Annotated in this window: 20 protein-coding genes; 2 read left to right on the forward strand and 18 right to left on the reverse strand. The window is 29.7% G+C overall.

Translation table 11 applies throughout. From position 1 onward, the window contains the following. Positions 1 to 23: 23 nt before the first annotated feature. The 4 genes from ftcD to K0039_RS05730 all read right to left on the reverse strand — a co-directional run bounded on the left by ftcD (position 24) and on the right by K0039_RS05730 (position 6,066). The gene (gene ftcD / locus K0039_RS05715) at positions 24 to 899 is read right to left on the reverse strand and encodes a glutamate formimidoyltransferase (RefSeq protein ID WP_228104060.1); all 876 of its coding nucleotides are present in this window, start codon (positions 897 to 899) and stop codon (positions 24 to 26) included. A gap of 151 nt (positions 900 to 1,050) precedes the next feature. Then, complete coding sequence (hutU, locus tag K0039_RS05720; protein ID WP_228104061.1) at positions 1,051 to 3,093, reverse strand: urocanate hydratase; 2,043 nt, start codon at positions 3,091 to 3,093, stop codon at positions 1,051 to 1,053. A gap of 77 nt (positions 3,094 to 3,170) precedes the next feature. Next, complete coding sequence (gene hutH / locus K0039_RS05725) at positions 3,171 to 4,754, reverse strand: histidine ammonia-lyase (RefSeq protein ID WP_228104062.1); 1,584 nt, start codon at positions 4,752 to 4,754, stop codon at positions 3,171 to 3,173. Positions 4,755 to 5,055: 301 nt separating this feature from the next. After that, positions 5,056 to 6,066 (reverse strand): LacI family DNA-binding transcriptional regulator, encoded by a 1,011-nt coding sequence (locus tag K0039_RS05730; RefSeq protein ID WP_228104063.1) that lies wholly within the window; start codon positions 6,064 to 6,066, stop codon positions 5,056 to 5,058. A 245-nt stretch (positions 6,067 to 6,311) separates the two neighbouring features. Between K0039_RS05730 and K0039_RS05735 the strand changes: the two genes are divergently transcribed. Continuing rightward, positions 6,312 to 8,231: an FUSC family protein gene (locus K0039_RS05735; protein ID WP_228104064.1), complete on the forward strand. Its 1,920-nt coding sequence runs from the start codon at positions 6,312 to 6,314 to the stop codon at positions 8,229 to 8,231. A gap of 51 nt (positions 8,232 to 8,282) precedes the next feature. On the opposite strand, the gene K0039_RS05740 is transcribed toward K0039_RS05735, so the two are convergent. The 9 genes from K0039_RS05740 to xylA all read right to left on the reverse strand — a co-directional run bounded on the left by K0039_RS05740 (position 8,283) and on the right by xylA (position 18,656). Next, positions 8,283 to 9,035 carry a hypothetical protein gene (locus K0039_RS05740; protein WP_228104065.1) on the reverse strand — a complete coding sequence of 251 codons (753 nt, stop codon included), beginning with the start codon at positions 9,033 to 9,035 and terminating at the stop codon, positions 8,283 to 8,285. Between the two features lie 13 nt (positions 9,036 to 9,048). Next, entirely contained in the window at positions 9,049 to 9,369 is a 321-nt protein-coding gene (locus K0039_RS05745; RefSeq protein WP_228104066.1) for a PadR family transcriptional regulator, read from the reverse strand. Positions 9,370 to 10,296: 927 nt separating this feature from the next. Continuing rightward, entirely contained in the window at positions 10,297 to 11,628 is a 1,332-nt protein-coding gene (larC, locus tag K0039_RS05750; RefSeq protein ID WP_228104067.1) for a nickel pincer cofactor biosynthesis protein LarC, read from the reverse strand. Positions 11,629 to 11,695: 67 nt separating this feature from the next. Further along, a complete protein-coding gene (locus K0039_RS05755) occupies positions 11,696 to 12,823 on the reverse strand; it encodes an aldo/keto reductase (RefSeq protein ID WP_228104068.1) in 1,128 nt (375 codons plus the stop codon). Between the two features lie 138 nt (positions 12,824 to 12,961). Further along, complete coding sequence (locus K0039_RS05760) at positions 12,962 to 13,348, reverse strand: MerR family transcriptional regulator (protein WP_228104069.1); 387 nt, start codon at positions 13,346 to 13,348, stop codon at positions 12,962 to 12,964. A 325-nt stretch (positions 13,349 to 13,673) separates the two neighbouring features. Next, positions 13,674 to 13,826, reverse strand: a complete 153-nt coding sequence (locus K0039_RS05765; protein WP_228104070.1) for a hypothetical protein — start codon at positions 13,824 to 13,826, stop codon at positions 13,674 to 13,676. Between the two features lie 79 nt (positions 13,827 to 13,905). Beyond that, positions 13,906 to 15,456 (reverse strand): nitrite/sulfite reductase, encoded by a 1,551-nt coding sequence (locus K0039_RS05770; protein WP_228104071.1) that lies wholly within the window; start codon positions 15,454 to 15,456, stop codon positions 13,906 to 13,908. A gap of 274 nt (positions 15,457 to 15,730) precedes the next feature. Next, a complete protein-coding gene (xylB, locus tag K0039_RS05775; protein ID WP_228104072.1) occupies positions 15,731 to 17,200 on the reverse strand; it encodes a xylulokinase in 1,470 nt (489 codons plus the stop codon). A 115-nt stretch (positions 17,201 to 17,315) separates the two neighbouring features. Further along, complete coding sequence (xylA, locus tag K0039_RS05780) at positions 17,316 to 18,656, reverse strand: xylose isomerase (RefSeq protein ID WP_228104073.1); 1,341 nt, start codon at positions 18,654 to 18,656, stop codon at positions 17,316 to 17,318. Between the two features lie 126 nt (positions 18,657 to 18,782). Here xylA and K0039_RS05785 point away from each other — a divergent pair, with 126 nt between their 5' ends. Next, entirely contained in the window at positions 18,783 to 19,940 is a 1,158-nt protein-coding gene (locus tag K0039_RS05785) for an ROK family transcriptional regulator (protein WP_228104074.1), read from the forward strand. 9 nt (positions 19,941 to 19,949) lie between these two features. On the opposite strand, the gene mmsB is transcribed toward K0039_RS05785, so the two are convergent. From mmsB to K0039_RS05810, 5 genes are all read right to left on the reverse strand, one after another. After that, positions 19,950 to 21,134, reverse strand: coding sequence for a multiple monosaccharide ABC transporter permease (mmsB, locus tag K0039_RS05790; protein ID WP_331476700.1), 1,185 nt, complete (start codon positions 21,132 to 21,134; stop codon positions 19,950 to 19,952). 4 nt (positions 21,135 to 21,138) lie between these two features. After that, a complete protein-coding gene (gene mmsA, locus K0039_RS05795; protein WP_228104075.1) occupies positions 21,139 to 22,677 on the reverse strand; it encodes a multiple monosaccharide ABC transporter ATP-binding protein in 1,539 nt (512 codons plus the stop codon). Between the two features lie 85 nt (positions 22,678 to 22,762). Next, positions 22,763 to 23,854 (reverse strand): multiple monosaccharide ABC transporter substrate-binding protein, encoded by a 1,092-nt coding sequence (chvE, locus tag K0039_RS05800; protein ID WP_265589411.1) that lies wholly within the window; start codon positions 23,852 to 23,854, stop codon positions 22,763 to 22,765. Between the two features lie 112 nt (positions 23,855 to 23,966). Next, the gene (locus tag K0039_RS05805; RefSeq protein WP_228104076.1) at positions 23,967 to 25,019 is read right to left on the reverse strand and encodes an aldose epimerase family protein; all 1,053 of its coding nucleotides are present in this window, start codon (positions 25,017 to 25,019) and stop codon (positions 23,967 to 23,969) included. Between the two features lie 288 nt (positions 25,020 to 25,307). Then, positions 25,308 to 26,618, reverse strand: coding sequence for an SH3 domain-containing protein (locus K0039_RS05810; RefSeq protein WP_228104077.1), 1,311 nt, complete (start codon positions 26,616 to 26,618; stop codon positions 25,308 to 25,310). Between the last annotated feature and the right edge of the window lie 127 nt (positions 26,619 to 26,745).

Genomic DNA, 26,745 nt, shown 5'->3' on the forward strand with positions numbered 1-26,745 from the left:
TTAATCTACTCCATTTAACTAGATTATAGTACTTTGTCTAAAGAGAAGTTTTCCAGACCTAAATAATAAGCTGCTGTATCTATTAAAGCTTCCATTGGGCAAAGTCCTACGATTTCACTTCCTGTAACATTTACACCATATCTTCTAGCTTCCATTTTTACTGCTTCAAAAGCTCTGTATATGGCAGTTTTGCTATAATCAGTTAAGTTCATAGTAACTTGAGTTATATTTCTCTCAGGTACTTCTACTGGTCCTGCTTTTATATATCTATACCCACCACTAGAATGTCTTATAGTTTTTGCAATCTTACTTGCTATTTCTATATTTGGCGTGTCTAGGTTTATGTTATATGCTATAAGAGGCTTTCTAGCTCCTATTGCTATGGCACCAGCAGCTGGATGTTTTTTAGCAGGCCCAAAATCTGGCTCCCAAGCTGGATCTTTTAATTTTTCATCTAAACCTTCGTACTCTCCTTTTCTAACAACAGCCAAATTTTCTCTTTCAGGTTTTGTTGCAGAAGCTTCATAAAGAAATACTGGTATATTGTAAGATTCTCCTACCATTTCGCCTAATTCTTTTGAAAGAGAAACTGCATCCTCCATAGTCATTCCTTTTATTGGAATAAATGGACAAACATCACAAGCTCCAAATCTAGAGTGTTGTCCTTTGTGATTGTTCATATCTATAACTTCTGATGCCACACCTATTGCTTTAAAAACTGCATTTTTTACAGCTTGTGGCTCACCTATTACAGTAACTACTACTCTATTATAGTCTTTGTCTGCTTCATAGTTTAATAGTTTAACCCCTGGAACACCTCTTAATGGGCTTACTATCTTTTCTATTTTATCTAAGTCTACACCTTCACTAAAATTTGGTACGCATTGTACTATTGCCATGTTTTTTTCCCCCTATTTACGATAATTATTTTAGTTAATATTTTATATATTTATAAGCAAAGTCTATACTTGTAGTAATAAACTGCATAGACCTTGCCTTATAAACCTAATTAATTTTAAGTAAGATTTATATACTCAGTGGATAAAATTTTTATTCAAATATTTTATCTCCAACTAAATCCTCAATCATTTCATCATCTGCTATAAATGGAAGTGTTAGATGATCTTTTCCTTCACACATTTTGTTGTATTCCATAACTGTAGTTATAGAGTTTTCATTTCTAGCCCAAGCACGTCTAGCAACTCCACTCATAACATCCCAAGGCATAGAAGTTCTTAGTATATCATCAACTCGCTGAGATCCATCAAGAACCATACCAAAACCACCATTTATAGATTTACCTATTCCTACTCCTCCACCATTGTGAAGAGCTACTAAACTCATTCCTCTAGCGCAATTTCCTGCAAAACAATGAGTAGCCATATCAGCCATTATATTACTTCCATCTTTTATATTAGAAGTTTCTCTAAATGGAGAATCTGTTCCTGATACGTCATGATGATCTCTACCCATCATAACCGGTCCTATTTCTCCACGTCTTACCATATCATTAAATTTAAGAGCTATATTAGTTCTACCCATAGCATCTTGATATAATATTCTTGCTTGTGTTCCCACAACAAGATTGTTTTTAACTGCATCTCTTATCCATATCCAGTTATCTCTATCTTGATATCTTCTTTCTGGGTCTATACAGCTCATAGCTGCTTCATCTGTTTTAACTAAATCTTCATGCTTACCACTTAAACAAACCCATCTAAATGGACCATATCCAAAGTCAAACAATTGAGGTCCTAATATATCTTCTACATATGATGGGAATATAAATCCATCTTTTTCATCTACACCATTTTTAGAAATTTCTTTGCATCCAGCATCATAAACAGCCTTCATAAAACTATTACCATAATCAAAGAAGTAAACTCCTCTATCATGTAAAATCTTAATTAATTCAAAGTGTTTTCTTAAAGTTTCATCTACTAAATGAGCAAATTTTTGTAGGTCATGAGCTAGTAGTTCTGTTCTTTCTTCAAAACTAATTCCAACAGGACAATAGCCTCCATCATAAACTGCATGACAAGAAGTTTGGTCTGATAATAAATCTATATGAATATTTTCATCTACTGCATATTCAAGCAAATCAACTATATTACCATGGAAAGCTATGGCACAAGGTTCTTTTGCATCCATTTTTTCCTTAGCAAGTTTAAAAGCATCTTCTGGAGAATTGCTCACTTCACTTACCCATCCTTGATCAAATCTAGTTTTTATTCTAGATATATCAACTTCTGCAACTATTCCAACACCGCCTGCTATTTCTACAGCTCTACCTTGGGCACCACTCATTCCTCCCAAGCCCGAAGTAACAAACAGTCTTCCTTTTAAATCTTGATCTTGAGATATACCAAGTTTTAATCTTCCTGCATTTAATATAGTTGAATAAGTTCCATGAACTATACCCTGTGGCCCTATATACATCCATCCACCTGCAGTCATTTGACCATAGTTTGCCACACCTATAGCAGCTGCTCTTTTCCAGTCATCTAAATTATCGAACATACCTATCATAAGCGAGTTTGTAAGTATAACTCTAGGTGCATCTGGTTTAGATTTGAAAAGTCCTACAGGATGACCAGATTGTATAACTAAAGTTTGATCTTCTGTTAAAACTTCTAAATATTTTTTTACAAGTTGGTATTGCATCCAGTTTTGGAATACTTGACCTGTTTCTCCATAAGTTACAAGTTCATAAGGATAAAGTGCCACATCAAAATCTAAGTTGTTATCTATCATAACTTGAAAAGCTTTTCCATCTGTACATTTTCCTTTATACTCATCTATTGGCTTTCCATAAAGCTTTCCTTCTGGTCTAAATCTATAACCATAGATTCTTCCATAAGTCATCAATTCATCTAAAAACTCTGGTGCTAGATCTTCATGATACTCCTCTGGTATATATCTTAAAGCATTTCTTAAAGCTAATTTTATATCAGCATTACTTAATTTTGCTTCTCTTCTTGGAGCTCTTCTTATACCCTTTTCAAATGTAGGTATTTCCTTTGGTATATCTGTTAGTTTAATCGTCATAGCATTTTTAATATCTTCATTATTAAAATTCAAAGCTTTTTCCATTTTGATTTCCCCTTTAACCTTTAAAAAATTTATTTTTTAATTATAAGTAATTTATAATTACCTTATCTTCTTTTGAATTATAAATTTTCTGACAACTGTCCTTTTAGTTCTATATCTTCAAATAATAATATTTCTTGTTCTAAAGCTTCTTCAACAGCTTCAACTAGTAAGTTGTCTTTTATCAGGTCTTCACAAATATTTATATCTTTGTACATTATTCTATCTTTATCTATAAATGGAGTATGCTCTCTCACAATATTGTAAGCAGCTTCTGTACCTGCTCCTAATTTTTTCTTACCTCTTAAGTCTATTGCTTGAACACTTGTTAGTATTTCCATTGCAATAACTTTTCTCACATTATCCATAATATCTCTAGCTTTTCTAGCTGCTATTGTTCCCATAGAAACATGATCTTCTTGATTTGCAGAAGAAGGAATAGAGTCCACACTTGCTGGATGAGCTAGAACTTTATTTTCTGAAACAAGTGATGCGGCAGAATACTGAACTATCATAAATCCAGAGTTTAAACCACCATGATTAACTAAAAATGCTGGTAAACCATAACTTAAAGCTGGATTTACCATTTTTTCTAATCTTCTTTCTGCTATATTTGCCATTTCTGCTAAAGCAATTCCAAGGAAATCAAAACTTAAAGCCATAGGTTGTCCATGGAAGTTACCACCAGAAATTATTTTTTGATCTTCTCCTGGGAATATTATTGGATTGTCTGTAACTGAGTTCATTTCTATTTCTAATTTATTTTTTACATATTCTAAGGCATCTTTGCTAGCTCCATGAATTTGTGGTGAACATCTTAGAGAATATGCATCTTGAGTTCTAAGTTGTCCTTGTTTTGTCACCATTTCACTACCTTCAACCATAGTTAACACATTTTTTGCAGTATTAAATTGTCCTTTGTGAGGTCTGACTAAATTAACTCTTTCATCCATGGCGCAAGTTATACCATTTAATGCTTCCATTGTTAAGCATAAAGATATATCAGCAGTTTTCATTAAATTTAGTGCATCATGAATAGTTATTGCACCAACTGCAGTCATACATTGAGTACCATTTATTAATGCTAAACCTTCTTTTGCACCTAAGTATTCAAGAGGTTTAACTCCCGCTTTTTCCATAGCATCTTTAGATTCCATTCTTTTACCTTCATAAATTGCTTCACCAAGGCCTAACATAGTAAGTACCATATGAGAAAGTGGGGCCAAGTCTCCTGATGAACCAAGGGATCCTTTTTCTGGAACTATTGGGTGGACTCCTTTATTTAGCATAGAAGTTAACACTTCTAAAGTTTCACATCTTGCACCCGAGTATCCCTTAGATAAAGCATTTGCTCTAAGTAACATCATAGCTCTTACAATTTCTTCGCTTAAGGGATTTCCCACACCACATGAATGAGACATTATAAGATTAGTTTGTAATTGTCTGCACTCATCTTTTGATATTGCTACGTCAGAAAACTTACCAAATCCAGTAGTTATTCCATAAGATATTTGGCCTGCATCTACTATGTTGTCAACTATTTGTCTAGAAATTTTTACTTTTTCTAAAGCCTCTTTACTTATTTCTACAGGAAAATCATATCTAGCAACATTTACTAAATCATCTAATGTAAGACTATTACCATCGATTATTATTTTCTTCATATAAACCTCCCCAAAAACCTATAATTAAATTTTATTGTTTATACTGCATACTAAAAATTGTTAAAAAATATTTATTCTAAATATTCTACATATTCCGAGGAGTATCCTTCCATATATTACCATAATGTTTTTATTTAAAATATAAATTAAAATATATAGAAAAAAATATACTTCTATCATTTAGATAATACCCTATAAAAAATTTACATTTTATTTTGTCAAATATATGGTTAGAAGCTGAAATTTACATAAAAAAGGGTGTATCAAAAAAGATACACCCTTGGGTTTTAATATTTAATTTCTATTTTTTTGTAACAGATTCTCTTTCCATAATTTGATATGGTAATTCTATTTTCTTTTCTTCCACAGGTTCACCATTTATTATTTTAATTAAAGCTCTTATTGAAACTGCCCCCATATCGAATAATGGTTGATAAACTGTTGTCAATTTTGGTCTATAGATTTTTGCAAGTTTTGTATCGTTAAATCCAGCCACAGAAATATCTTCTGGAACACTATAACCTGAATCGAAAATTGCATTTATTGCTCCAACAGCTGCTTCATCACCTGTAACAAAAACTGCTGATGGTATTATTTTTTCATCTATAAGCTCTTTCATTGAGTTATATCCGCCCTCATAATCAGTATTTCCATACTTAATTAGTTCATCTCTAACTGATATATTGTTATCTTTTAGAGCAGCTTCATAACCTTTTCTTCTTTCTATTTCTAGTATAGTATCTTCCTTACTAGTCATAATTAATGATATATCTTTGTGATTACACTCAATTAGATACTTAGTCATGTCGTAAGTAGCTTTTTCGTTGCTTGTACTTACAGTATAAATGTCATAATCTCTTGCTGTTTTACTTATGTACACTGCAGGAATACGACTTTCTTTCATAAAGTTTACATGATCTTCATCTAATATCCAAGATAGCATAACTATCCCTTCAACTTGTTTAGTCTTAAGTAATCTTATACTATCTAGTTCTTGCTCTTTATCTGAATAAGTATTAACTAAAAGTATATCGTAGTCATACATCTTAGCAACCGCTTCTATTCCGTTCAATATTTCATTAACAAAAGAGTCTGACACTTCCGGAACTATGACTCCTATTAATTTACTTTTTTTAGTAACTAAACTTCTAGCAAGAGGATTAGGTACGTAACCTGTTTCTTTAATTACTTCTAAAACTCTTTGTTTAACTTCGTCCGTTACTGGTTTTGAATCATTTATAACTCTTGAAACTGTTGATATGGATACACCAGCCAGTTTTGCAACATCTTTTATCGTTACGTTAGTTTTCATTTCGTGCCTCCTATTATTACTATCAGTACGATTTTTTTGTCTAATCTCTTCATTTTAACATAACTTGCGTATTTTATAAATACATATTATAATTTATTTCTATGCCAAAATGCTAAAAATCTTTTTGTTATAATTATCAACTTATACTTATTATTTACATTTAATTTATTAATATTTAAAATCTCATTAATTAAAAAGTATAATAAGGCAAAAAATATAAAAAATACTACTAGGAGGAGTACATTATGAACAAAAAATTAATAATCTCAAAAACATCTACCTTTATTTTTGTAGTAGTTTTTGTAGTTATATTTAAACTAATATTTGGTGAAGAAAATACTTTAATTGGTGTTTCTACCATAACGGCCACACTAATGTTTTTAGAACGAGATTTAACATTGTCTCCTGTACGAAGTGCTATTAAACTTATACTTATAAATTTATTGATTGGTATTAGCTCTTATTTAGTAATTTCCAACATGTATTTAGGAATTATAGTCAACTTTTTTACCCTATTTATAATCAGTTATAATTTTTGCTACAATTTGAGAAATCCACTATATATACCATTTACATTGCAATATATATTTTTATTATCAAATCCTGTAGATAACAAAGGATTTCTTATTAGAATTTTTGCCTTAATTTCTGGAGCTTTAGTTATTGTGCTTGCTCAAATTTTAGTCAATAATAATAAATTATCAAAATCAGGAAATAAATTATTAGAAAACGTATGCGATTCTATAATAAATAAAATTGAATATAAAGAACAGTCTGATTTAGTTGATGATGGTATAGAAAAAGTCAATCACTCTATAGATGCTTTTAGAACTATGGTTTATGACAAAAGAGAACATAACTATTATCTAACAGAAGAAGGTCGGCTAAAATTAAATTTATCAGTGGCATTGGAAAACATACATACCATGATTCATGACACTAATTTAAACATTATAGATGAAGATATATTAAAGACTTTAGAATTTTTAATAAAAGAAGTCAAAATACTTCTTAGTAATTCTGATGATAATATTAATGAAAATAATGTTCCCATTTACATGGAAAAACTATTAAAAATCTGTGAAAAAAAAGATATAAATGATTTATTAAATCTACAATTGCTAGATAGTATGATTTTATTATCTGATACTATAAAGTCTTTAGAATTGCTAGATAAAAAACAGTATAATCTTGTAAATAGATCCCACGAGATATCTGAACTTTTCTCAGATAGTAAAATAAAATCATTCCTTACAGATAGAAAATCTATAAGGTTTTGCTATGCTATAAGAGTTGCAATTTGTATAAGTATTGGTTCATTTATTATGCAATATTTTAATTTATCTGAAGGTAGATGGATTTTATTTACTTTATTCTCTTTAATAAATCCTTTATATGAAGTATCAAAATCTAAAACTAAGGATAGGATATTTGCTACATTAATTGGTGCTATTGTTATATTTGCATTATTTAGTATTTTCAAAGATCCAACAGCAAGAATGTTAATAGTACTTACAGCTGGGTATCTAAATGGATATGCTACTGAATATAAATACGCTACTATATTTGTTACGATTTCTGCCATAGGTTCAGCTGCTTTAGTTGGAAGTGTAGAAGTCCTTACAATAAATAGAATTTTATTTGTTTTTGTTGGTGCAGCTATTGCCATATTCGCTAACAAATATATTTTTCCTTACAAAGTAAAAGACTCTATGATGCAACTTAAAAATATGTATCATGAAACTATTATATGTATGCTTAAAGAAGTACAAAATTTAATAGAGGGAAATAAGCAACCTACAACTATGAAAAATCTAATTGTTTTAACTTCTTTAATAGATGTAAAAGCAAGGGCTAATGAAAAAATAGCAAACTCACCACATTATAGTCAAATAATTAGTGAAAGAAGATTTTTGACTACAAGTATTTATGAACTTTATATGTTGATATTGAGAGGTCAAATAAAATGCCAAAGTCAAAAGGAAATTTTAAATGATTTAAATGGTTTAATTTATTACTCTAATAAAGATATCAGTTCAAAAATCACTCATATTGAGCAAGGCATAAGTGTTTCAAAAGATATTAGCACTAAAATAATATTAAGTAGTATTATGGTCATATTAAGAGAGTTAAGTCATTTAAGTGAATTAAATAAATCAATATAATTAAAAAAATCTTAAGCTATTTTTAGCTTAAGATTTTTTATTTGCTAATACTTAATCATTTGATCTTGTTATTCTTCTTGATTCAAATATAGATAAGGCAATGCATAGTAAAAGTGGAATAATAGTAACTATAAGATTTTTTCCAAAGCTAATATTTGTAAAACTTTCTATTATAGAAGGAATATAAAATATAAATGACATCATTAAATACCATACACCTATTTTTCTTGATACAACAAAAGATAATACAAATAGTGCTCCGATTATTATACTTACTATTGTTTTATTAATAACTATAGATTGTTCCATATTTCTCCCTAATAATCCTACAATAACTAAAAAACATATATTCATAAATAATAAAACAAATACTCCTATAGTAAACTTTCTATCCTTAAATGCAAATTTTCTAGCTAAGATAATTAATAAAATAGTAATAACTATATAGTCTAATGGACTTAATATTGCTTCCATAATTGACATGGTAACTATACCATTTTTTATTCCACTTAAAAATATCCACGTTCCAAAGCCTAGAATAAACATTAACGCTGTTTCTATTAATTCTTTTTTACTAAAAGACAATTCCTGAGCTACAGATTTTGCATATTCCTCAGGTGAATTCCCAAAAATATCTTCCACACTTTTACCTTCTTGCTCTCCAAGCATTAAATGCTCTTCTGCTTCAGCTATAAACTCCTTAATTTCACTTTCACATTTTCCCGTACTTATTAAATACATATTTAAATTTAATATGAACTCTTCCCCTTCTTTAGATATTGTATAATTATAGTTTTTGCTCATAACCTACTCCTCCTTACTTCCCTTCCAACAATTTATTTACGCTAGTGGATATATCTTGCCATATTCCTATAAAATCAACTAACTGTTCCTGACCTTTATCCGTTAAAGAGTAATACTTCCTCTTCGGCCCACTTTCTGATGATTTAGTAGTTGTTGTAACTAACCCTTCTTTTTTCATCCTTATTAATAATGGGTATATACTCCCTTCACTAACCATATTGAATCCATATAACTCTAATTTTTGGGTCATTTCATAACCGTATACTTCTTCTTCTGATATAACAGCCAACAAACATCCTTCTAAAATGCCCTTTAACATTTGCGTTGAATTCATTTTATACCTCCTATATTGTAATGCAAGATAGCTAGGTAACTTGTATTACAACCTACTCTATTTATAATATACTCCACTCTACCTTGTTTTGCAACATAGTTATAATAATTTTATTATTTTTTTGCTTAATACTAAAAAAAGCAGAAGATAATGATTTGATCTCCTGCTTTATATATGTCTATTTTAATACGGTTTTATTATATTCTATTAAGTAACTCTCCATTAAATCTTCTAGCCCTTCTTTTGTAAAAATCTCTATTGGATCAACATACTTTTCTTTTATTGCTAAATTAATATAAGATGAACATAGTTCTGATACTGCATATCCAAAAGCTTGAGTAAATCTTCTTGCTAGAGAATTATTTATGCCTATAGATATAATAGTAACACCTCCAGGTATTAATCTTAATATTTTTCCTCCATCTATAGAAAATTAACTTAACTTAAGCTATTGCGTGAGCACTAAAATTTATATGGCCAATGAGATGATTTCGTTATCACTTCAGGCAACTATATTGCTCAAATAAGTTCTTTAGACATATTATTCTATAAATGTTTATAAATACCTTTACTTGTATAATTTATTTTACATCATTTCTTTTCTTCCTCACAGACCTCTTCTTTAGTTAAGATTTTTTTTCTAGATATTATCATATTGCACTCCTGGCAATAATAGCTTATACTTCCTCATCCATCTAAAACTTCTAGTTTGCTTTTACAATGTGGGCAATAATATTCTTTCATTATAAATATCTCTCCTTATTTTTCATCTATCGTTTCATAACTTATTTTTCCTCAATATTATTACTATAATACAAAAATTATTATACCCTATTACATATTGATCTAAATTTGTATTTTAATATATAAAAAAGACTCTGAAAACATCTTTTTATATGTTTCAAAGTCTTTTATTTTTAATAAATACTAATTTAATTCATCACTACATTCTTTCACTATAATTTGATACACATCTTGATAAGGTCTATTATGTTTTTTACACATTTCTATTACACTCTCATACTCTGGATAAATTCTTTTTCCTCTAGATAAGTGACAAACTTTTACTACTACTTCTCCTAGTGAAGTTTGCACTTTTTTAATTTTTCTTTTTAAGATACTTCTTTCCATTTTTTGTTTTCTAATTCCAATAGTTGTAGTTTCTTCAAAAATAATATCTTCTAATTTAGCTACATCTTCTTCCTTACAAACAACATTTAATTGATAAGCAGGACGATTTTTTTTCATAAATACTGGCATATAGTGAACATCTCTAGCTCCTGCTTTATATAAACGTTCCATTACATATCCTAAAGCTTCTCCTGAACAATCATCTATATTACTTTCCAACTTTACAATAAAATCGTTGTATTCACTTTCGTCTTCTATAAGCATAGCTCTCAATATACTTGGTCTTTCGTATGTTCTTTTGCCTGCTCCTAAACCTATTTTTTTAATAGAAAATTCCCCAGGAAGCTTATCTTCAGTTTTGATAGCTGCCACAATAGCTGCACCTGTAGGTGTTACTAACTCTGCTTCTATATTTGTAAGGCGAAGCTTTAGATTATTATTTGCTACAATTTTAGAAACTGCTGGAACTGGAACTGGTATTACTCCATGTTGACAACGAATAAATCCACATCCTTCGTATAGGACTGGTACAACTACTTCTTCGATTTCTAAATTATCTAAACAAACTGCTACAGCTATTATATCTACTATAGAATCTACTGCTCCAACCTCATGAAAATGCACTTCATCTATGCTAACTCCATGGGCTGCTGCTTCTGCTTCTCCTAATATATTAAAAATATTTACTGCAATTTGTTTTGCATTACTTGTAATATTAGCTTTTTCAATAATAGAAATTACATCTGATAATCCACGATGTTCATGATGATCATTATGTTCATGAGAATGTGCCTCTTCGTGATTATGATTGTGATGGTGATGATTGTGAGCATGATCATGGTCATGGTGATGTTCATGGTGAGCATCATGACTGTGGTCATCTTCACCATAAAGGTAGTTCATATCATGGTCGTGATTTTCATGTTTATGGTCTAAAATCACATTAAAATCACAAGCATCTAATCCACTTTTTATTACTCTACTTATTTCTGTTTTAAAACCATCAACTGGTAAACTTTCTAAAGCTTTATTTAAAACTTCTTCACTAGCCCCCAAATCCAATAAAGCTGCAACCGTCATATCTCCACTAATTCCACTGTAACATTCTAAATATAATTTATTACTCATTGTCTTCCCCCTAGTTTGTTAATCTATATTGTCATTTTATAATTTTTTTAGATTTTTTTCCACTTTTTTATTCATAAAGTTCTAATTCATTGGCAATTTCTTTTAAATATGTTGTTATTGGAAGATGTTGTGGACAAACATTTTCACATTGCTTACATTCTATACATTCAGATGCATTTCTATGTTTTTCTTTTAAGTTTTCATAACACACCAATGAAAAGTTAAGTTGCAATGATCCAAATCTTTTAAGGTTATTATAAATTGAAAAACATTCTGGTATTGCAATATTTTTAGGACAATTTTCTGTACAGTAATGACATGATGTACAAGGAATTGCTATACTTGACTTTATTATAGCTCCTGCCTTTTCAATAATTTTTTCTTCTCTTTCATTCAATAGTTGAAATTCCTTCATATAACTTATATTATCTTGAAGTTGCTCATTATTGCTCATTCCACTTAATACAACCATTACATTATCAAGGGATGCTGCATATCTTATTGCCCAGGATGCTGTGGAAAGTTGACTATTCTCTTCTTTAAATAAATTCTCTGCATCTGGTGAAATATTTGCTAAAGATCCACCTTTAATTGGTTCCATAACAATTACAGTCTTATTGTGTTTTTTAGCCACCTCATAACATTTTTTTGATTGAACAATATCATCTTCCCAATCTATATAATTAATTTGTAGTTGTACATATTCCATTTCTGGATGATTTGTAAGTATTTTATCAAGGACCTCTGCACTATCATGAAAAGAAAAACCAATATGTTTGATTTTGCCTTCTGATTTTTTTTCTTTAATAAATTCGAAAGCACCCATTTCTTCTGATAATAAATATGTTTGATCTCCTATTCCATGTAGCCAGTAATAATCAAAATATTCTACTCCACATTTTATCAACTGCTCATTAAATATTTTAGGAATCTGAGACTTTTCATTTATCATAAACATTGGTAATTTATCTGTTATAGTATAAGCGTCCCTTGGATATCGTTTTACTACTGCTTCTCTAAATGCTATTTCACTATTTCCATTATGATAAGGATATGCTGTATCAAAATAAGTAAATCCATTTTTTATATATTCATCTACCATAGAAGTAAACTTGACCATATCAATACTCCCCTGATCATATTCATCAATAAGTGGCAAACGCATAAGACCAAATCCTAATTTTTTAGTTTCCATTATACTACCCCCAATTGCTTATTTTTTATTCTCCGTATTATAAATAGTATTCATTTAAGTTATATACAATTCAAAATATATCTTTAAAAATAAACATGGGTAAATCACCTAACTACTTAGTAGCTAGGCTCTTTAAATTTATTGATTTTTTTCTCTTAATTCTTTTTCGTTCATTATTAAACCTTTTTCATATAAATCAATTTTATAATCTAAACGCTCTAATGTTTTATTCATTTCTTCTATTTTTTCAGCTAAAGCTTTACGTTGATCTACTAGTAATGATTTTCTCTCATCAATAGTTGAATCTCCTTGCTGAAACATAGTAACATAGTCTATTAAGACTTCTATTGGAAGACCTGCTCCCCTCATACATTTTATAAACTCAACCCAGTTGCAATCTTCCTGAGTGTAGTCTCTTACACCGCTTTTATTTCGATTTACTGTTGGTATTAGACCCACTCTTTCATAATATCTTAAAGTATCTGCTGATAATCCATATTTTTTACTTACTTCAGTAATTGTCATAAGCATGTTCCTTTCATATTCTTATAATTTACGTATTTTATAGGCTTTCTAGTTCTTCTAGTTTATCGGCCTCTAAATTTTCACTATTTTAACTTTATAATAACCCTTGGAGTATACTCCAAGTCAAGTCAAATTTTATATTAAATAATAAAAATCCAATTGAGCTACACATCAAGTCTTTAATTAAAGATATACTTTGTTTGTTTCCTAAATTATTAGTTAGTAACAGAATATTTAAAACAGATATACATATTCCCAATGCTATAACTATTTAAACTAAAGAGAAAACCAAATACGGAAGCTAGAGTTGATCTAAATACTACTTTTAAGGAATTTTTAACTCCATAACTTCCATCACTAAAAAAGCAATTAATATTACCACCATAATTAGTGCTTTAAAAGATATATTAAGTTCATCCCAATCATGCTTAAATTCTTTAATTAGAAGATCTTTTCTATTACAATCTTTATTTGACATAATATATCCTTGAGTTAACTCTAAGTCAAGGATTTTATATTAAAAAAGAGAGTGCAAATTACTCTACACTCTCTCATTGCTATACTAAATATTTATTAATTATTTTATCTAGATCTTCTGTATTACTTTTTATAAATTCTTCGTATGTTGTTTTTGAATTGTCTATCTCCATAGCTAAATCATATAAAAACTTAGGAATATCTTCTCTTATTATATCTCCAACTTTTTTACCTAAAACTGTTCCATCTTTTCCATGTCTTCCATCCATATGAAGCTCAAATGCTTCTTTTGAAACATCATTGACTCTTTTTTTCTTACCAGCAAAGCCAAGGGCTCCTATTTGATGTGTTCCACATGAATTGTTGCAACCAGAAATACGAATTGATGGTAATACATCTTTTTCTAAAACTTTTGATTTAAAATATTCTAATATTTCATTTAGTAAGTATTGACTATGAGCAATACCTATTTGGCATGTTGGTACACCTATACATGCTGTACTTTGAGCTAATAAAGTTTCTCCACCTAAGTTTTGAGTAAGCTCTATTAATTCTTTCGTTTCATTTCCATTTAAGTTTCTTATATATATACCTTCACTCATTGATAATCTTATTTCAACTTCTTCTACATTTTCTATATTTTCAATTATAGATTTCAAAGTATCTAATTTTAAAATTCCTCCAACTGGATGGAAGTAAACTGTATATAATCCTTCTTGTTTTTGTTCTATTAATCTAGGATGAACTAAATCTGCTTTTATACCTTTTTTATTGTATTCTTTTTTATTTACAATTAAATCTAAATGTTCTTTTTTCATAACCTCAGCTAAATGCTTGTTATAACACTCTATTAATGCCTCTTCACCCATTCTAGCTTGTATATATCTAGTACGAGCTTTATTTTTATTTGAGTAATCACCTTCTGCAATAAATAAATTAGTTATAGCTTCTACATGGTACAATACTTCCTCAGGCTCTATTAACTCACCAAATTCAACTGATTTAAGAGGATTATTTCCAAGTCCTCCTGCTAAATAAACTTTAAAAAATTCTTTGTCATCTTTTTTAGTAGCTATAAATCCTAAATCTGCTATTTGAGCATTACCTCTGTCACTTTCGCTGCTTGAAAAGGATACTTTTAGCTTTCTAGGTAATTTGTAAGTAGTTATTTTTTTCATAAAATGCTCATTTACTGCCTTAGCATATTCAGTTACATCAAAAGCTTCTTCTTTATCCACACCACTTAGGGGTGAAATAGACACATTTCTTGGGAAGTTTCCTCCTCCACCTCTTGTATATATGTTGTGTTGAAGTGCTTCTTCCATTGTGTCGCAAACTTCGTCTATACTTAGTCCATGTAATTGAACAGCTTGACGTGTAGTAGTATGTACACTATCTAAATTTCTTTCATTGGCAAATTTATAAATTAATTTTAGTTGCTCAACATTTAAAATTCCAGATGGTATTCTAAGTCTTATCATAAACTCTTCTCCACCACGATGTGCATACACACCCATTCCACCTGAAGTACCCTTAAATTCTAAGGCAGATATTTCTTTTCTTTCAAATCTGTGACCTATTGATCTAAAATCAGCTATTTCAGCTAATAAATTTTCTTTTAAATTATTCATTATACGCTCTCCCTCTCATAGTCCAGTTCATTTCAATTAGTAAATTATACCATAATATTCGATATATTTAGACATGAAAAAGGCCATTTATACATTGGAAATTCTAATGATTGTTATAAGTTTTACCTATCATTAATTTTGTGTAAAATTCAAAAAGTAAGGATGATAATTGAAAATTATCATCCTTACTTTTTATATACTAGGAATTTAAGCAACGTAGTTGACTGAAGCGACAGCGAAGGCACCTCGTTTGCGATATGAGCAAAGCGAATTTTTATATTAATTCATCGTATAAGTTTTTAACTGTTGGATAGATTTTTTTAAACTTATTATATCTTACTTCATATTTTTCTACTAATTCTTTTTCTGGTTCTATAGTCTCTGTTACTTTTACTAATTTATTAACTGCATCTTCAATACTTTCAAATTCATTACAAGCTACAGCTGCAAGTATGGCACCACCTAAAGCTGGACCTTCTTCACTTTCTATCATATCAACTTTTAAATTAAGTACGTTTGAAATAATTTTCTTCCAAAGAGAGCTTTTTGCTCCACCACCACAAATTTTTGTTCTTTCTATATTTATACCTAATGATTTTGCCACTTCTAATGAATCTCTAAGAGCAAAGGCAACACCTTCTAAAATTGCTTGAGTCATCTCACTTCTAGAAGTATCCATGCTCATTCCTATAAATGTTCCTCTTGCATTTGGGTTATTGTGAGGAGATCTTTCACCCATTAAATATGGTAAGAAGTAAACATTATTTTCGCCAAGTTTAGTAATATCTTCTTGCTCCTTAGCATAATCCTTTGTATTTAAAATTTCTTCACTCCACCATTTGTTACAAGACGCTGCACTTAACATACATCCCATTAGATGATAATTACCGTCAGCATGATCAAAAGAATGTAGAGCATTATTTGAATCCACTCCAAACTTCTTAGAAGATATAAATATAGTTCCTGATGTTCCAAGAGATATATTACATCTTCCATCGCCCACAGTACCTGTGCCTATGGCTGCTGCTGCATTGTCTCCAGCACCTGCTACAACTTTTACTGTATTTAGTATTTCTAACTCTTTTGCTATTTCATCTGCTACATTACCTACAATTTCATAGCTTTCGTACACTTTTGCCAATTGTTCTTCTTTTATTCCACAGATATCTATCATTTCTTTTGACCAACATCTATTTTCCACATCAAATATTAACATTCCCGAAGCATCTGACACGTCTGTACAGTGAACACCACTTAATTTATAAGCTATATAATCCTTAGGTAACATTATTTTTTTAATTTTTTCAAAGTTTTGTGGCTCTTTATTTTTCACCCATAAAATCTTAGGCGCAGTAAATCCTGTGAAAGATATGTTTGCTGTATATTTTGATAAAGTTTCTTTTCCTATTACTTCATTTAAATAATCACATTCTTCTTTTGTTCTTCCATCGTTCCAAAGAAGAGCTGGTCTTATTACATCATCATTTTCATCTAAAATAACAAGTCCATGCATTTGCCCACCAAAGCTGATTCCAGCTACTTGGCTTTTATCTATATCTTTTATTAATTCTTTTAAACCTACCATAGTTTGTGCATACCAATCTTCTGGATTTTGCTCAGACCATCCTGGATTAGGAAAATATAGTGGATATTCTTTTGATACAATATTGCATATGTTTCCACTACCATCCATTAAAAGTAATTTTACTGCTGAAGTTCCCAAATCTATACCTATATAATACATAAGCATCCCCCTGCATATTATTTCCTCAAATTTTACGTTTTTATTATTAGTTAGAAAAAAGGTTGTAGTAAAGAAAGCAGAAGCCATTATTTATTACAACCTTTAAAATACTTTACTATTTAGTTTCCATTATGTATTGGTTTAATCTACTTTCTAATAATTCTTGTCTTCCTGAAGCATTTGGAGTTACTCCATTTTCTAGAACATAAGCTTCTAATTCTTTGAATCCAACTGTTCCATCTATTATATCTTTTCCTAAACCTTCTTTATAAGAAGCATATCTTCTTTCTTTGAAATCTTCAAATACTTTATCTTCTATTAATCTAGCCGCAACTTTTAACCCTCTAGCAAAAGCATCCATACCTGCTATATAAGAATAGAATAAATCAGATTCTTCAAAAGAAGCTCTACGAACTTTTGAGTCAAAGTTTAATCCACCTTTGTCAAATCCACCATCTAATAATATTTCATACATAGCTAAAGTAGTTTCATATACGTTTGTTGGGAATTGATCTGTATCCCATCCTAACATTAAGTCTCCTTGATTAGCATCAACACTTCCTAATACTCCATTTATTCTACATTGATTTAATTCATGTTGGAAAGTATGCCCCGCAAGTGTAGCATGGTTAGCTTCTATATTTAATTTAAAGTCATCTTGTAAGTTATATTTTCTTAAGAATGCTAATACTGTAGCAGTATCAAAATCATATTGATGTTTAGTTGGCTCTTTTGGTTTTGGTTCTATTAATAATTGTCCTTCAAATCCTATTTCTTTCTTATAATCTACTGCCATTTGTAATAATCTACCTAAGTTGTCTAATTCTAATCCAGTATCAGTGTTTAGAAGTGTTTCATATCCTTCTCTTCCACCCCAGAATACATAGTTAACTCCACCTAATTCCTTAGTTACATCCATAGCTTTTTTGATTTGAGCTGCGGCATAAGCAAATACTGTTGCATTGCAAGAAGTTCCAGCACCGTGAACGAATTTATCATCACCAAATGCATTTGTAGTTCCCCATAAACACTTGATTCCTGTTCTTCTCATTTCTTCTTTTATTACTTCAACTATTTCATCAAGGTTAGCATTAGTTTCAGCTAAAGTCTTTCCTCTTGGAGCTACGTCCACATCGTGGAAGCAGAAGAATGGTATTTGCATTTTCTCCATAAATTCAAATGATGCATGTACTCTTTCTTTTGCTATTTCCAAAGCGTCTTCTCTTTGATCCCAAGGTCTGTGCATAGTTGCTCCACCGAATGGGTCATTTCCCATATATGTTAATGTATGCCAGTAACTCATAGCAAATCTACAGTGCTCTTTCATTGTTTTACCCATCACTACTTCATCTGGATTATAGTATTTGAAAGCTAAAGGATTTTTACTTGTTGGCCCTTCATAATTTACTTTTTCAATTCCTTTAAAATATGTTTTTGTTTCTACTATTGTACTCATTGTTAACATTCCTCCATTTGTTTATTGATTGAACTAATTAAATTTACTATTTCTTAATTTATCCTATATATCTTCTTTATGTGCTAAAATAATATTAAACATTATATTTAGTAAAAGGAGATTAACATGCCTGCTGCAAGTCAAGAATTAATTAGAAATATTAATAACAATCTTATACTTGAGTCTATTTTAAATTATGGTCCCATATCTCGTGCAGATCTTTCTAAGAAGCTGAATTTGACTAAGGCCACTATTTCTGCAATTGTACAAGATTTGATTGATCATTCTTTAGTAGTTGAAATCGGAAGTAAAGATACTCACGTAGGTCGTAAGCCTATACTTTTATGCTTCAACCAAAAATGTGCTTATGCTATTTCCATAGATTTAAACGCAGAATATATTGCTGTATACCTTTCAGATTTAAAAGGTGAGAAAATATACTCTTCTCGTTATAAAAATAATTTGGATTCTGCAACACTTTTAGAAAAACTTAAAGCCATAATAAAGCATATTATAACTTTAGTTCCTGATTCAAAATATGGTGTTGTGGGAATCACTATTGGTATTCATGGTATTACATTTAATAATGAAGTTATATTTACACCTTATTACAATTTAACTGAACTAGATATAGCTTCTGATCTAAATAAAACTTTTAATATTCCTGTATATATAGAAAATGAGGCTAATCTATCTGTTATAGGCGAAAAAACTTTCTTCAATGATTATTCCAACATAGTAAATATAAGTATACATACGGGAGTTGGTCTCGGTCTAATTATAGATAATAAACTTTATACAGGTTATAGTGGCTTTGCCGGTGAATTTGGTCACTCTATTGTTGTTCCAAATGGAAAGCCTTGTCCCTGTGGTAATAATGGTTGCTTAGAGCAATATGTATCTGAAACATCACTTCTTCGACATTACTCTCAACTAAAAGGTTCAGAGATAAAAGATATTGATGTTCTAATTTCAGATTATTTATATGGAGATATAGAAGCTAATCAAGTTATTAAATCTTTCATTAATTATATGTCTATAGCCGTAAATAATATTTTAACTACTTTCAACCCTCATATTATTATCATAAACAGTGCCATAACTACTTATCTTCCAAACATAATAGAAAAGATAAAAAATAGTATGAACAGTCGAATGTCTAAATATATAAACATAGTTCCAACAACACTTCAAAATAATTCAATTTTATTAGGCGGTGTTTACATTGTTAGTAAAAACTTCCTTAAAATTGATAACTTTGTTCTAAGTAGCAAATATGATTAATCATATTTGCTACTTAGATTCTTTTCTCTTCTTAGATATAACATCAAATGCTACTGCTGCAAGTAAAACTAAACCTTTTACTGCTTTTTGCATATTGGCATCTATACCCATGATTGACATACCATTATTTAATACACCCATGAATATGGCACCTATTACTGCTCCACCAACTGTTCCTGTTCCACCATAAGCTGATGCTCCACCTATAAAACAAGCTCCTATTGCATCTAGTTCGTAACTCATACCTGCTGTAGGTGCAGAAGAGTTGAAACGAGCAACACACATTAAAGCAGCTACTGCACTCAAAAATGCCATATTTACATAAGATTTAAATAATACTTTATTTGTATCTATACCACTTAATTTTGCAGCTTTTTCATTTCCACCAACTGCATATAAATATCTACCATTAACAGTTCTTGATGTGTAGTATGAGTAAATAAGTACTACTGCTGCTAATAATACTAATATAGTTGGTATACCTTTATGATTTGCTAACTTGTATCCTGCAAATAATATTAATGCACAAATTACTACTAATCTAGTTAAAAGTTGTGCCGCACTTCCTGTACTATAACCTTTTTTAATTCTATTTTTTCTACTTACAAGTTCAGTACATACTAAAATAGCACAAACTGCTATAGCTACTATCATACACATAATGTTGATTTGCCCACCAAAAGGATCCGGTATATAACTATTAAATAGGTTTAAGTATTCTTCTGGGAATGGTGAAATAGTTAATCCACCTAATATCATTAAGGCAACACCTCTCCAAAGCAACATTCCTGATAATGTTACTATGAATGCTGGTATTCTAACATATGCAATCCAGAATCCTTGCCATATACCTATCAATATACCCACAGCTAAACATATGGCAATAGCTAAATATACATTCATACCTTTTGTTACTATTAATGTTCCTGCCAATGCTCCAACTAAAGCTACTATAGAACCAACAGATAAGTCTATATTACCACCTGTTAATATACACATTAACATCCCAACAGCAAGTATAACAACATAACCATTTTGAGATATTAAGTTTGTCATATTTCTTGGTGCTAGAAGTGTTCCCCCAGTTTCAAATTGGAAAAACAACGTAACTATAACCAAGGCTATCAGCATGGTATTCTTTTTCATAAAAACTTTCAATTTGTCCATACTATTAAATTCTTTTGCTTTTTCCATAATTCTACACTCCTTGACTTGATTTCAAAATACATGACATTATAAGTTCTTGGTCCGCTTCTTCTTTGTTAAGCTCTCCCACAATTTTACCTTCATTCATAACGTAAATACGGTCACTCATTCCTAGTACCTCTGGTAATTCAGACGAAATCATAATTACTGATTTTCCTGCTGCAACCAGATTATTTATTATACAGTAAATCTCATATTTTGCTCCTACGTCTATACCACGAGTTGGTTCATCAAGTATTAGAACATCCGGATCTGCAAACATCCACTTACTTAGTAGCACTTTCTGTTGATTTCCTCCACTAAGATTACCTACGTTTTGTTCTATAGAAGGGCACTTTGTTTTTAACTTTTGTTTGTATTCTTCTGCTACTTTAACTTCTTCATCTTTGTTTATAACGTTGTGTTTACTAATTTTATCCATTCTTGCCATAGTTGTATTAACTCTAATAGGATTTGATAAAATTAGACCATTTCCTTTTCTATCTTCTGACACATATGCTAATTTATTGTAAATAGCATCTTTTACAGTATTTAATTTGACTTCTTTTCCATTAATAAAAATTTGTCCATTAATATTTGTACCATAACTTTTTCCAAAAACACTCATGGCAAGTTCTGTTCTACCAGCTCCCATAAGTCCTGATATTCCTACAACTTCACCTTTACGTACATTTATAGAAACATTATCTACAACTTTACGTTGTGAAAATTGTTCATGATATACGTTCCAGTTTTTCACCTCAAAACAAACATCTCCAATTTCAATATTTTCTCTTGCTGGGAATCTATTAGTTAAATCTCTACCAACCATTCCTTTAATTATTCTTTCTTCACTAAAATCATCTACTTTTTTATCCAAAGTCTCTATAGTAGATCCATCACGAATAATTGTTATTTTGTCGGCAACATAAGATATTTCATTCAATTTATGTGAGATTATTATAGAAGTCATTCCTTTTTTCTTGAACTCCAATAATAAATCTAATAATTTTTGCGATTCTTGTTCATTCAATGATGCTGTTGGCTCATCTAATATAAGAAGTTTAACACGCTTTGATAAAGCCTTTGCTATTTCAACTAACTGTTGTTTTCCTACACCTATATCTTTTATTAAAGTTTGTGAAGATTCTTGAAGTCCTACAACTTCTAATAATCCTTCTGCATCGGAATAAGTTTTATTCCAATCTATTGCCATTTTTTTACCTTGTTCATTTCCTAAAAATATGTTTTCTCCTATACTCATATAAGGTACTAATGCTAGCTCTTGATGTATAATTACTATACCTTTTTTCTCGCTATCTTTTATTTCTTTAAAATTACAAACTTCACCTTTGTAAACTATATCTCCATCATAACTACCATAAGGATACACACCACTTAGTACATTCATTAGAGTAGATTTACCAGCTCCATTTTCTCCAACTAAAGCATGAATTTCTCCTTCCTCAACTTGAAGGTTTACATTATCTAAAGCTTTAACTCCAGGAAATTCCTTGGTAATATTCCTCATTTCTAATATTATTTCAGCCAATTACCTCTCCCCTTTAACTTGCAAGGGTAAATATAATTTCTTATATTTACCCTATTTGATTTTTATAAACTAATTTATAAAGCTATTATTTTAATTGATCTTCAGTGTAGTATCCTGAATCTATTAATAACTCTTTGTAATTTTCTTTATCTGCGAATACTGGCTCACATAAGTAAGTTGGTACTATGCCTTTTCCATTGTCATAAGATTTTTCATCATTTACATCTACTTTTTCACCTGACATTATTTGATCAACCATTTTAACAACTTGAGTTGCTAATTTACGAGTATCTTTGAATACTGACATTGATTGAGTTCCGTTTAATATATTTTTTACAGAAGTTATATCACAGTCTTGTCCTGTTAATACAGGGAAGTTATTTTTTGTATATCCAGCAGCTTTTAAAGCATTTGTTATACCATTTGCAACAGAGTCATTAGAGGATAATACAACATCTACTTTCTTGTTTCCTGTGTAATTAGCTGTTAATATGTTATCCATTCTCTTTTGAGATTCTTCTGTTGACCAGTTTGGAGTAGCAACTTCTTCAAATTTTGTTTGTTTAGATTGAACAACTAGTTTTCCATCATCTATATATTTTTGTAATACATCCATTGCTCCACCAAAGAAGAAGTGACAGTTGTTATCATCAGAAGAACCAGTGAATAATTCTAAGTTAAAAGGACCTTTTTCTTTATCTAATTTTAAAGTATCAACTATGTATTGACCTTGTATTTGACCAACTTTGTGGTTGTCAAATGTAGCATAATAAGATACTGCATCTGTATCCATTATTAAACGGTCATATGCTATAACAGGTATTTCTTCATTTTTAGCTTCTTGTAAAACTGTACTTAAAGAACCGCCGTCTATAGATGCTACAACTAAAAGTTTACATCCACCAGTTATCATATTTTCAATTTGAGAAACTTGAGTAGCTATATCATTATTTGCATATTGTAAGTCTACCTCGTATCCAGCTTCTTCTAATTCTTTTTTCATATTTTCACCGTCTTGGTTCCAACGTTGTAAATCTTTTGTAGGCATAGCAACACCTATTTTACCACCTTCTTTTTTGTCTCCTGATCCTGAACCAGAACTAGAACATGCAGTTAGTGATAATACTAGCATCACACTCATTGATAATGCTAATATTTTCCCAAAAATTTTTTTCATCAGTGCTTTCCCCCTAAATTTTTTAATATTTTATAATAATAGGCTATTTTATTTGACTAATAACTAATTTAAAATATCTTTTCATTATTAAAACAACCTATTTTATACTTATTTATTTGTTTATAAATTTATAAATAGTAGTACTCTCATACTTATCTCCTGCTTTTAAAATAGGAGATTTAAAATTTTCATTGTTAATTGAATCTGGGAAATATTGAGTCTCTAAACAAATGCCACATCTATCTTCATATACTGTATTGTCTTTTCCTAGAGGCCCTCCAGAAATAAAGTTTCCTGCATAAAACTGTACCCCTTCACTGTCTGAATATACTTCCATAGCAATATTTGTGTTTTCATCATAAAGTTCTGCTATTTTTTCTATACCTTCTTCTTTCTTATCTATCACAAAGTTATGGTCGTAACCACCACAAAATAATAGCTGATCATAATTTTCATTAATTTGAGAATTTATTTTTTTAGAAATTATGAAATCCATTGGTGTTCCTTTCACCGATTTAATTTCACCTGTTGGTATGGCTTCACTATCTTTTACTGGTGTAAAATATTTCGAATTTATCCATAGTTGTTGATTAGTTGCATCTTTACTCTTATGTCCTGATAAATTAAAATAACTGTGATTAGTTAAATTTACGACAGTATCTTTGTCACTTATTCCCTTATAGGATAATTTTAGTTCATTATCTTCTGTTAAAGTGTATCTGACTTTTACTGTTAAGTTACCTGGAAATCCTTGATTTTTATCTAAGTTAAAATATGTAAACTCAACATAATTCTCTTCTTCGTTCATATGATAGTTCCATACAGCCTTATGAAACCCTTTTCCGCCACTATGCAAATTATTGTTATTATCATTTTGTTCTAAATTGTACTCTATATCATTTAAAGTAAAGCATGCATTATTTATACGATTGCAGTTAGGCCCAATAGTTGAACCAAAGAATTTCGGATTTGAAATATAATTTTTTAAATCGTCGTATCCAAGAACCACATCTATTTTTTCATTGTTCTTTGGAATAGCAAGACTTATTAATGTAGCTCCATAATTAGTAACTACAGCTTCCATATTGTTAATATTTTTCAATTTAAATGTGAAAACGCTATCCCCGACATTAGTCGAGCCAAAGTGCATTTTTTCTATATTCATATCATTCTCCTTTAAAATAGTTATTTTCTACATCTTATTATCAAAACATTTCACATTCTTGCTACTTAGTTTATCGACTAAACTAAGTCTTTATATCTACATTGTAAAAACTTTCTAATAATTTGTCAAATTTTTCTTCAACATATTATAAGAAACTTTTTGAGTAATTTTGTAAAAATAAGTGAATATCTAATTTACATAGTTATAATTTAATTTTTAAATTTCATTCCAATGAAAAAAGATGCTTTTATCATAATTTCTATAAAAGCATCTCTCTTAATTTCTTATTTAATTTTTCTCTGCACTTTTTATAGCACTAAAAATATTATTGTAGAATTTTAATTCTTTAGAACTATCTATATGTAATCCATCAGAAGTACTATTAAGATATCCTTTACTATCAACAAAATCTTTTGTAGCATCTATTAGTTTAACATTTGATTTTGTTGAACAAAAGTCTTTTAGTTGTTTATTATACTTATTAATAGCTTTGTTGTGACTTGTTGGGCTATTTTCTGTAAAGTTTTTCCCCACAGGAAATACTTTTTGTACATATATAGTTTTGTCTGGATATTTTGCAACAAGTTGATTTATAAGAGCCTTTGTATCTACAATGTTTGTGGAAGTAGTCACGCCATTTACTCCTATTAATAAAGATACACTATCAATACTATTTTTGTCAGGCATTTCATCTACTTTGTCTAACCAATAAGATGGTCTACTTCCCCCTTGAGCATGAACATAAACCATTTCATTTTTACTCTTTATAGTCTTTTCCATTCTTGCAGTAAAAGAATCCCCAACAAATAAAAAGTCATTTAGATTCTTTCTATTGGATGAGTTAGAATTACTTAATTTTACATATGTACTACTAACATAAGCATCTGAATCTTTATATCTAATTTTATACCATCCATTTGATTGTTTTTTTATTATTTGAACTCTAGATCCTTTGTTTAATGTTCCTAATTTAGTCGATGATGTGGAAGCACTTTTTCTCACATTTACAGATGTTGTGCTAATAGTTCCTCTGCTAGTAACTTTAATACTTGGAGTAAGCTTTATGTAATTTCCTTTTACATAGGCATAAGAGTTTTTATATTTTATTTTGTACCAGTTTGTTGAAGTGGCTCTTACAATATCCACATTTGTGTCTTTTGGTAAATAACCTAGAACTTTTGAACTTGTTGAGCAACTTTCTCTTACTGTTAATTTTGTTGCATTATAAACTATTCCTGTATTTAATACATTATCTATACTTTTTGTTTTGCTAAGTTTTATAAAATTTTTACCCACATATGCATAAGAGTTTTTGTATTTTATTTTGTACCATCCATTATTAGTTTTTTCTACTATTTCTACCTTGTCACCAGTGTAAAGGCTACCTAAATATTTTCCACTGGCTGAATTTTTACTTCTTACACTAACTCCATCTATAGTTGCTTTTCCCGTATCAATTACTTTTACAGTAGCTTTTTCTGATGATGCTTTTATGTTGCTTATTTCATTTGCATCAATTGTTGCTACACAAAAAAAACTACTTATCATAGTTCCTGTTAAAAAAGTAACTAAATACTTTTTAAATTTTTTATTTATCATTTTTATCCTCCATATTGCTACCTTATAGGTATATATTACCTTTATTTAAAATAAATACAACCAATTTCCCGAAAATTAAATTTCTTCAATATAAAAAACCTTCAATGAATTAATTTCAATGAAGGCT

Source organism: Terrisporobacter mayombei (genome assembly GCF_020748465.1).
Taxonomy (GTDB): domain Bacteria; phylum Bacillota; class Clostridia; order Peptostreptococcales; family Peptostreptococcaceae; genus Terrisporobacter; species Terrisporobacter mayombei.

Bases quoted from the DNA above. Each gene is read 5' to 3' on its own strand.
- ftcD (WP_228104060.1), bottom strand. From the start codon at position 899: ATGGCAATAGTACAATGCGTACCAAATTTTAGTGAAGGTGTAGACTTA.
- larC (WP_228104067.1), bottom strand. From the start codon at position 11,628: ATGAGTAATAAATTATATTTAGAATGTTACAGTGGAATTAGTGGAGAT.
- K0039_RS05745 (WP_228104066.1), bottom strand. From the start codon at position 9,369: ATGAATTCAACGCAAATGTTAAAGGGCATTTTAGAAGGATGTTTGTTG.
- K0039_RS05735 (WP_228104064.1), top strand. From the start codon at position 6,312: ATGAACAAAAAATTAATAATCTCAAAAACATCTACCTTTATTTTTGTA.
- xylA (WP_228104073.1), bottom strand. From the start codon at position 18,656: ATGAGTACAATAGTAGAAACAAAAACATATTTTAAAGGAATTGAAAAA.
- xylB (WP_228104072.1), bottom strand. From the start codon at position 17,200: ATGTATTATATAGGTATAGATTTGGGAACTTCAGCAGTAAAATTACTT.
- K0039_RS05805 (WP_228104076.1), bottom strand. From the start codon at position 25,019: ATGAATATAGAAAAAATGCACTTTGGCTCGACTAATGTCGGGGATAGC.
- K0039_RS05740 (WP_228104065.1), bottom strand. From the start codon at position 9,035: ATGAGCAAAAACTATAATTATACAATATCTAAAGAAGGGGAAGAGTTC.
- mmsB (WP_331476700.1), bottom strand. From the start codon at position 21,134: ATGGAAAAAGCAAAAGAATTTAATAGTATGGACAAATTGAAAGTTTTT.
- hutH (WP_228104062.1), bottom strand. From the start codon at position 4,754: ATGAAGAAAATAATAATCGATGGTAATAGTCTTACATTAGATGATTTA.
- K0039_RS05755 (WP_228104068.1), bottom strand. From the start codon at position 12,823: ATGGAAACTAAAAAATTAGGATTTGGTCTTATGCGTTTGCCACTTATT.
- K0039_RS05810 (WP_228104077.1), bottom strand. From the start codon at position 26,618: ATGATAAATAAAAAATTTAAAAAGTATTTAGTTACTTTTTTAACAGGA.
- K0039_RS05785 (WP_228104074.1), top strand. From the start codon at position 18,783: ATGCCTGCTGCAAGTCAAGAATTAATTAGAAATATTAATAACAATCTT.
- K0039_RS05730 (WP_228104063.1), bottom strand. From the start codon at position 6,066: ATGAAAACTAACGTAACGATAAAAGATGTTGCAAAACTGGCTGGTGTA.
- K0039_RS05770 (WP_228104071.1), bottom strand. From the start codon at position 15,456: ATGAATAATTTAAAAGAAAATTTATTAGCTGAAATAGCTGATTTTAGA.
- K0039_RS05760 (WP_228104069.1), bottom strand. From the start codon at position 13,348: ATGACAATTACTGAAGTAAGTAAAAAATATGGATTATCAGCAGATACT.
- hutU (WP_228104061.1), bottom strand. From the start codon at position 3,093: ATGGAAAAAGCTTTGAATTTTAATAATGAAGATATTAAAAATGCTATG.
- K0039_RS05765 (WP_228104070.1), bottom strand. From the start codon at position 13,826: ATGTCAAATAAAGATTGTAATAGAAAAGATCTTCTAATTAAAGAATTT.
- chvE (WP_265589411.1), bottom strand. From the start codon at position 23,854: ATGAAAAAAATTTTTGGGAAAATATTAGCATTATCAATGAGTGTGATG.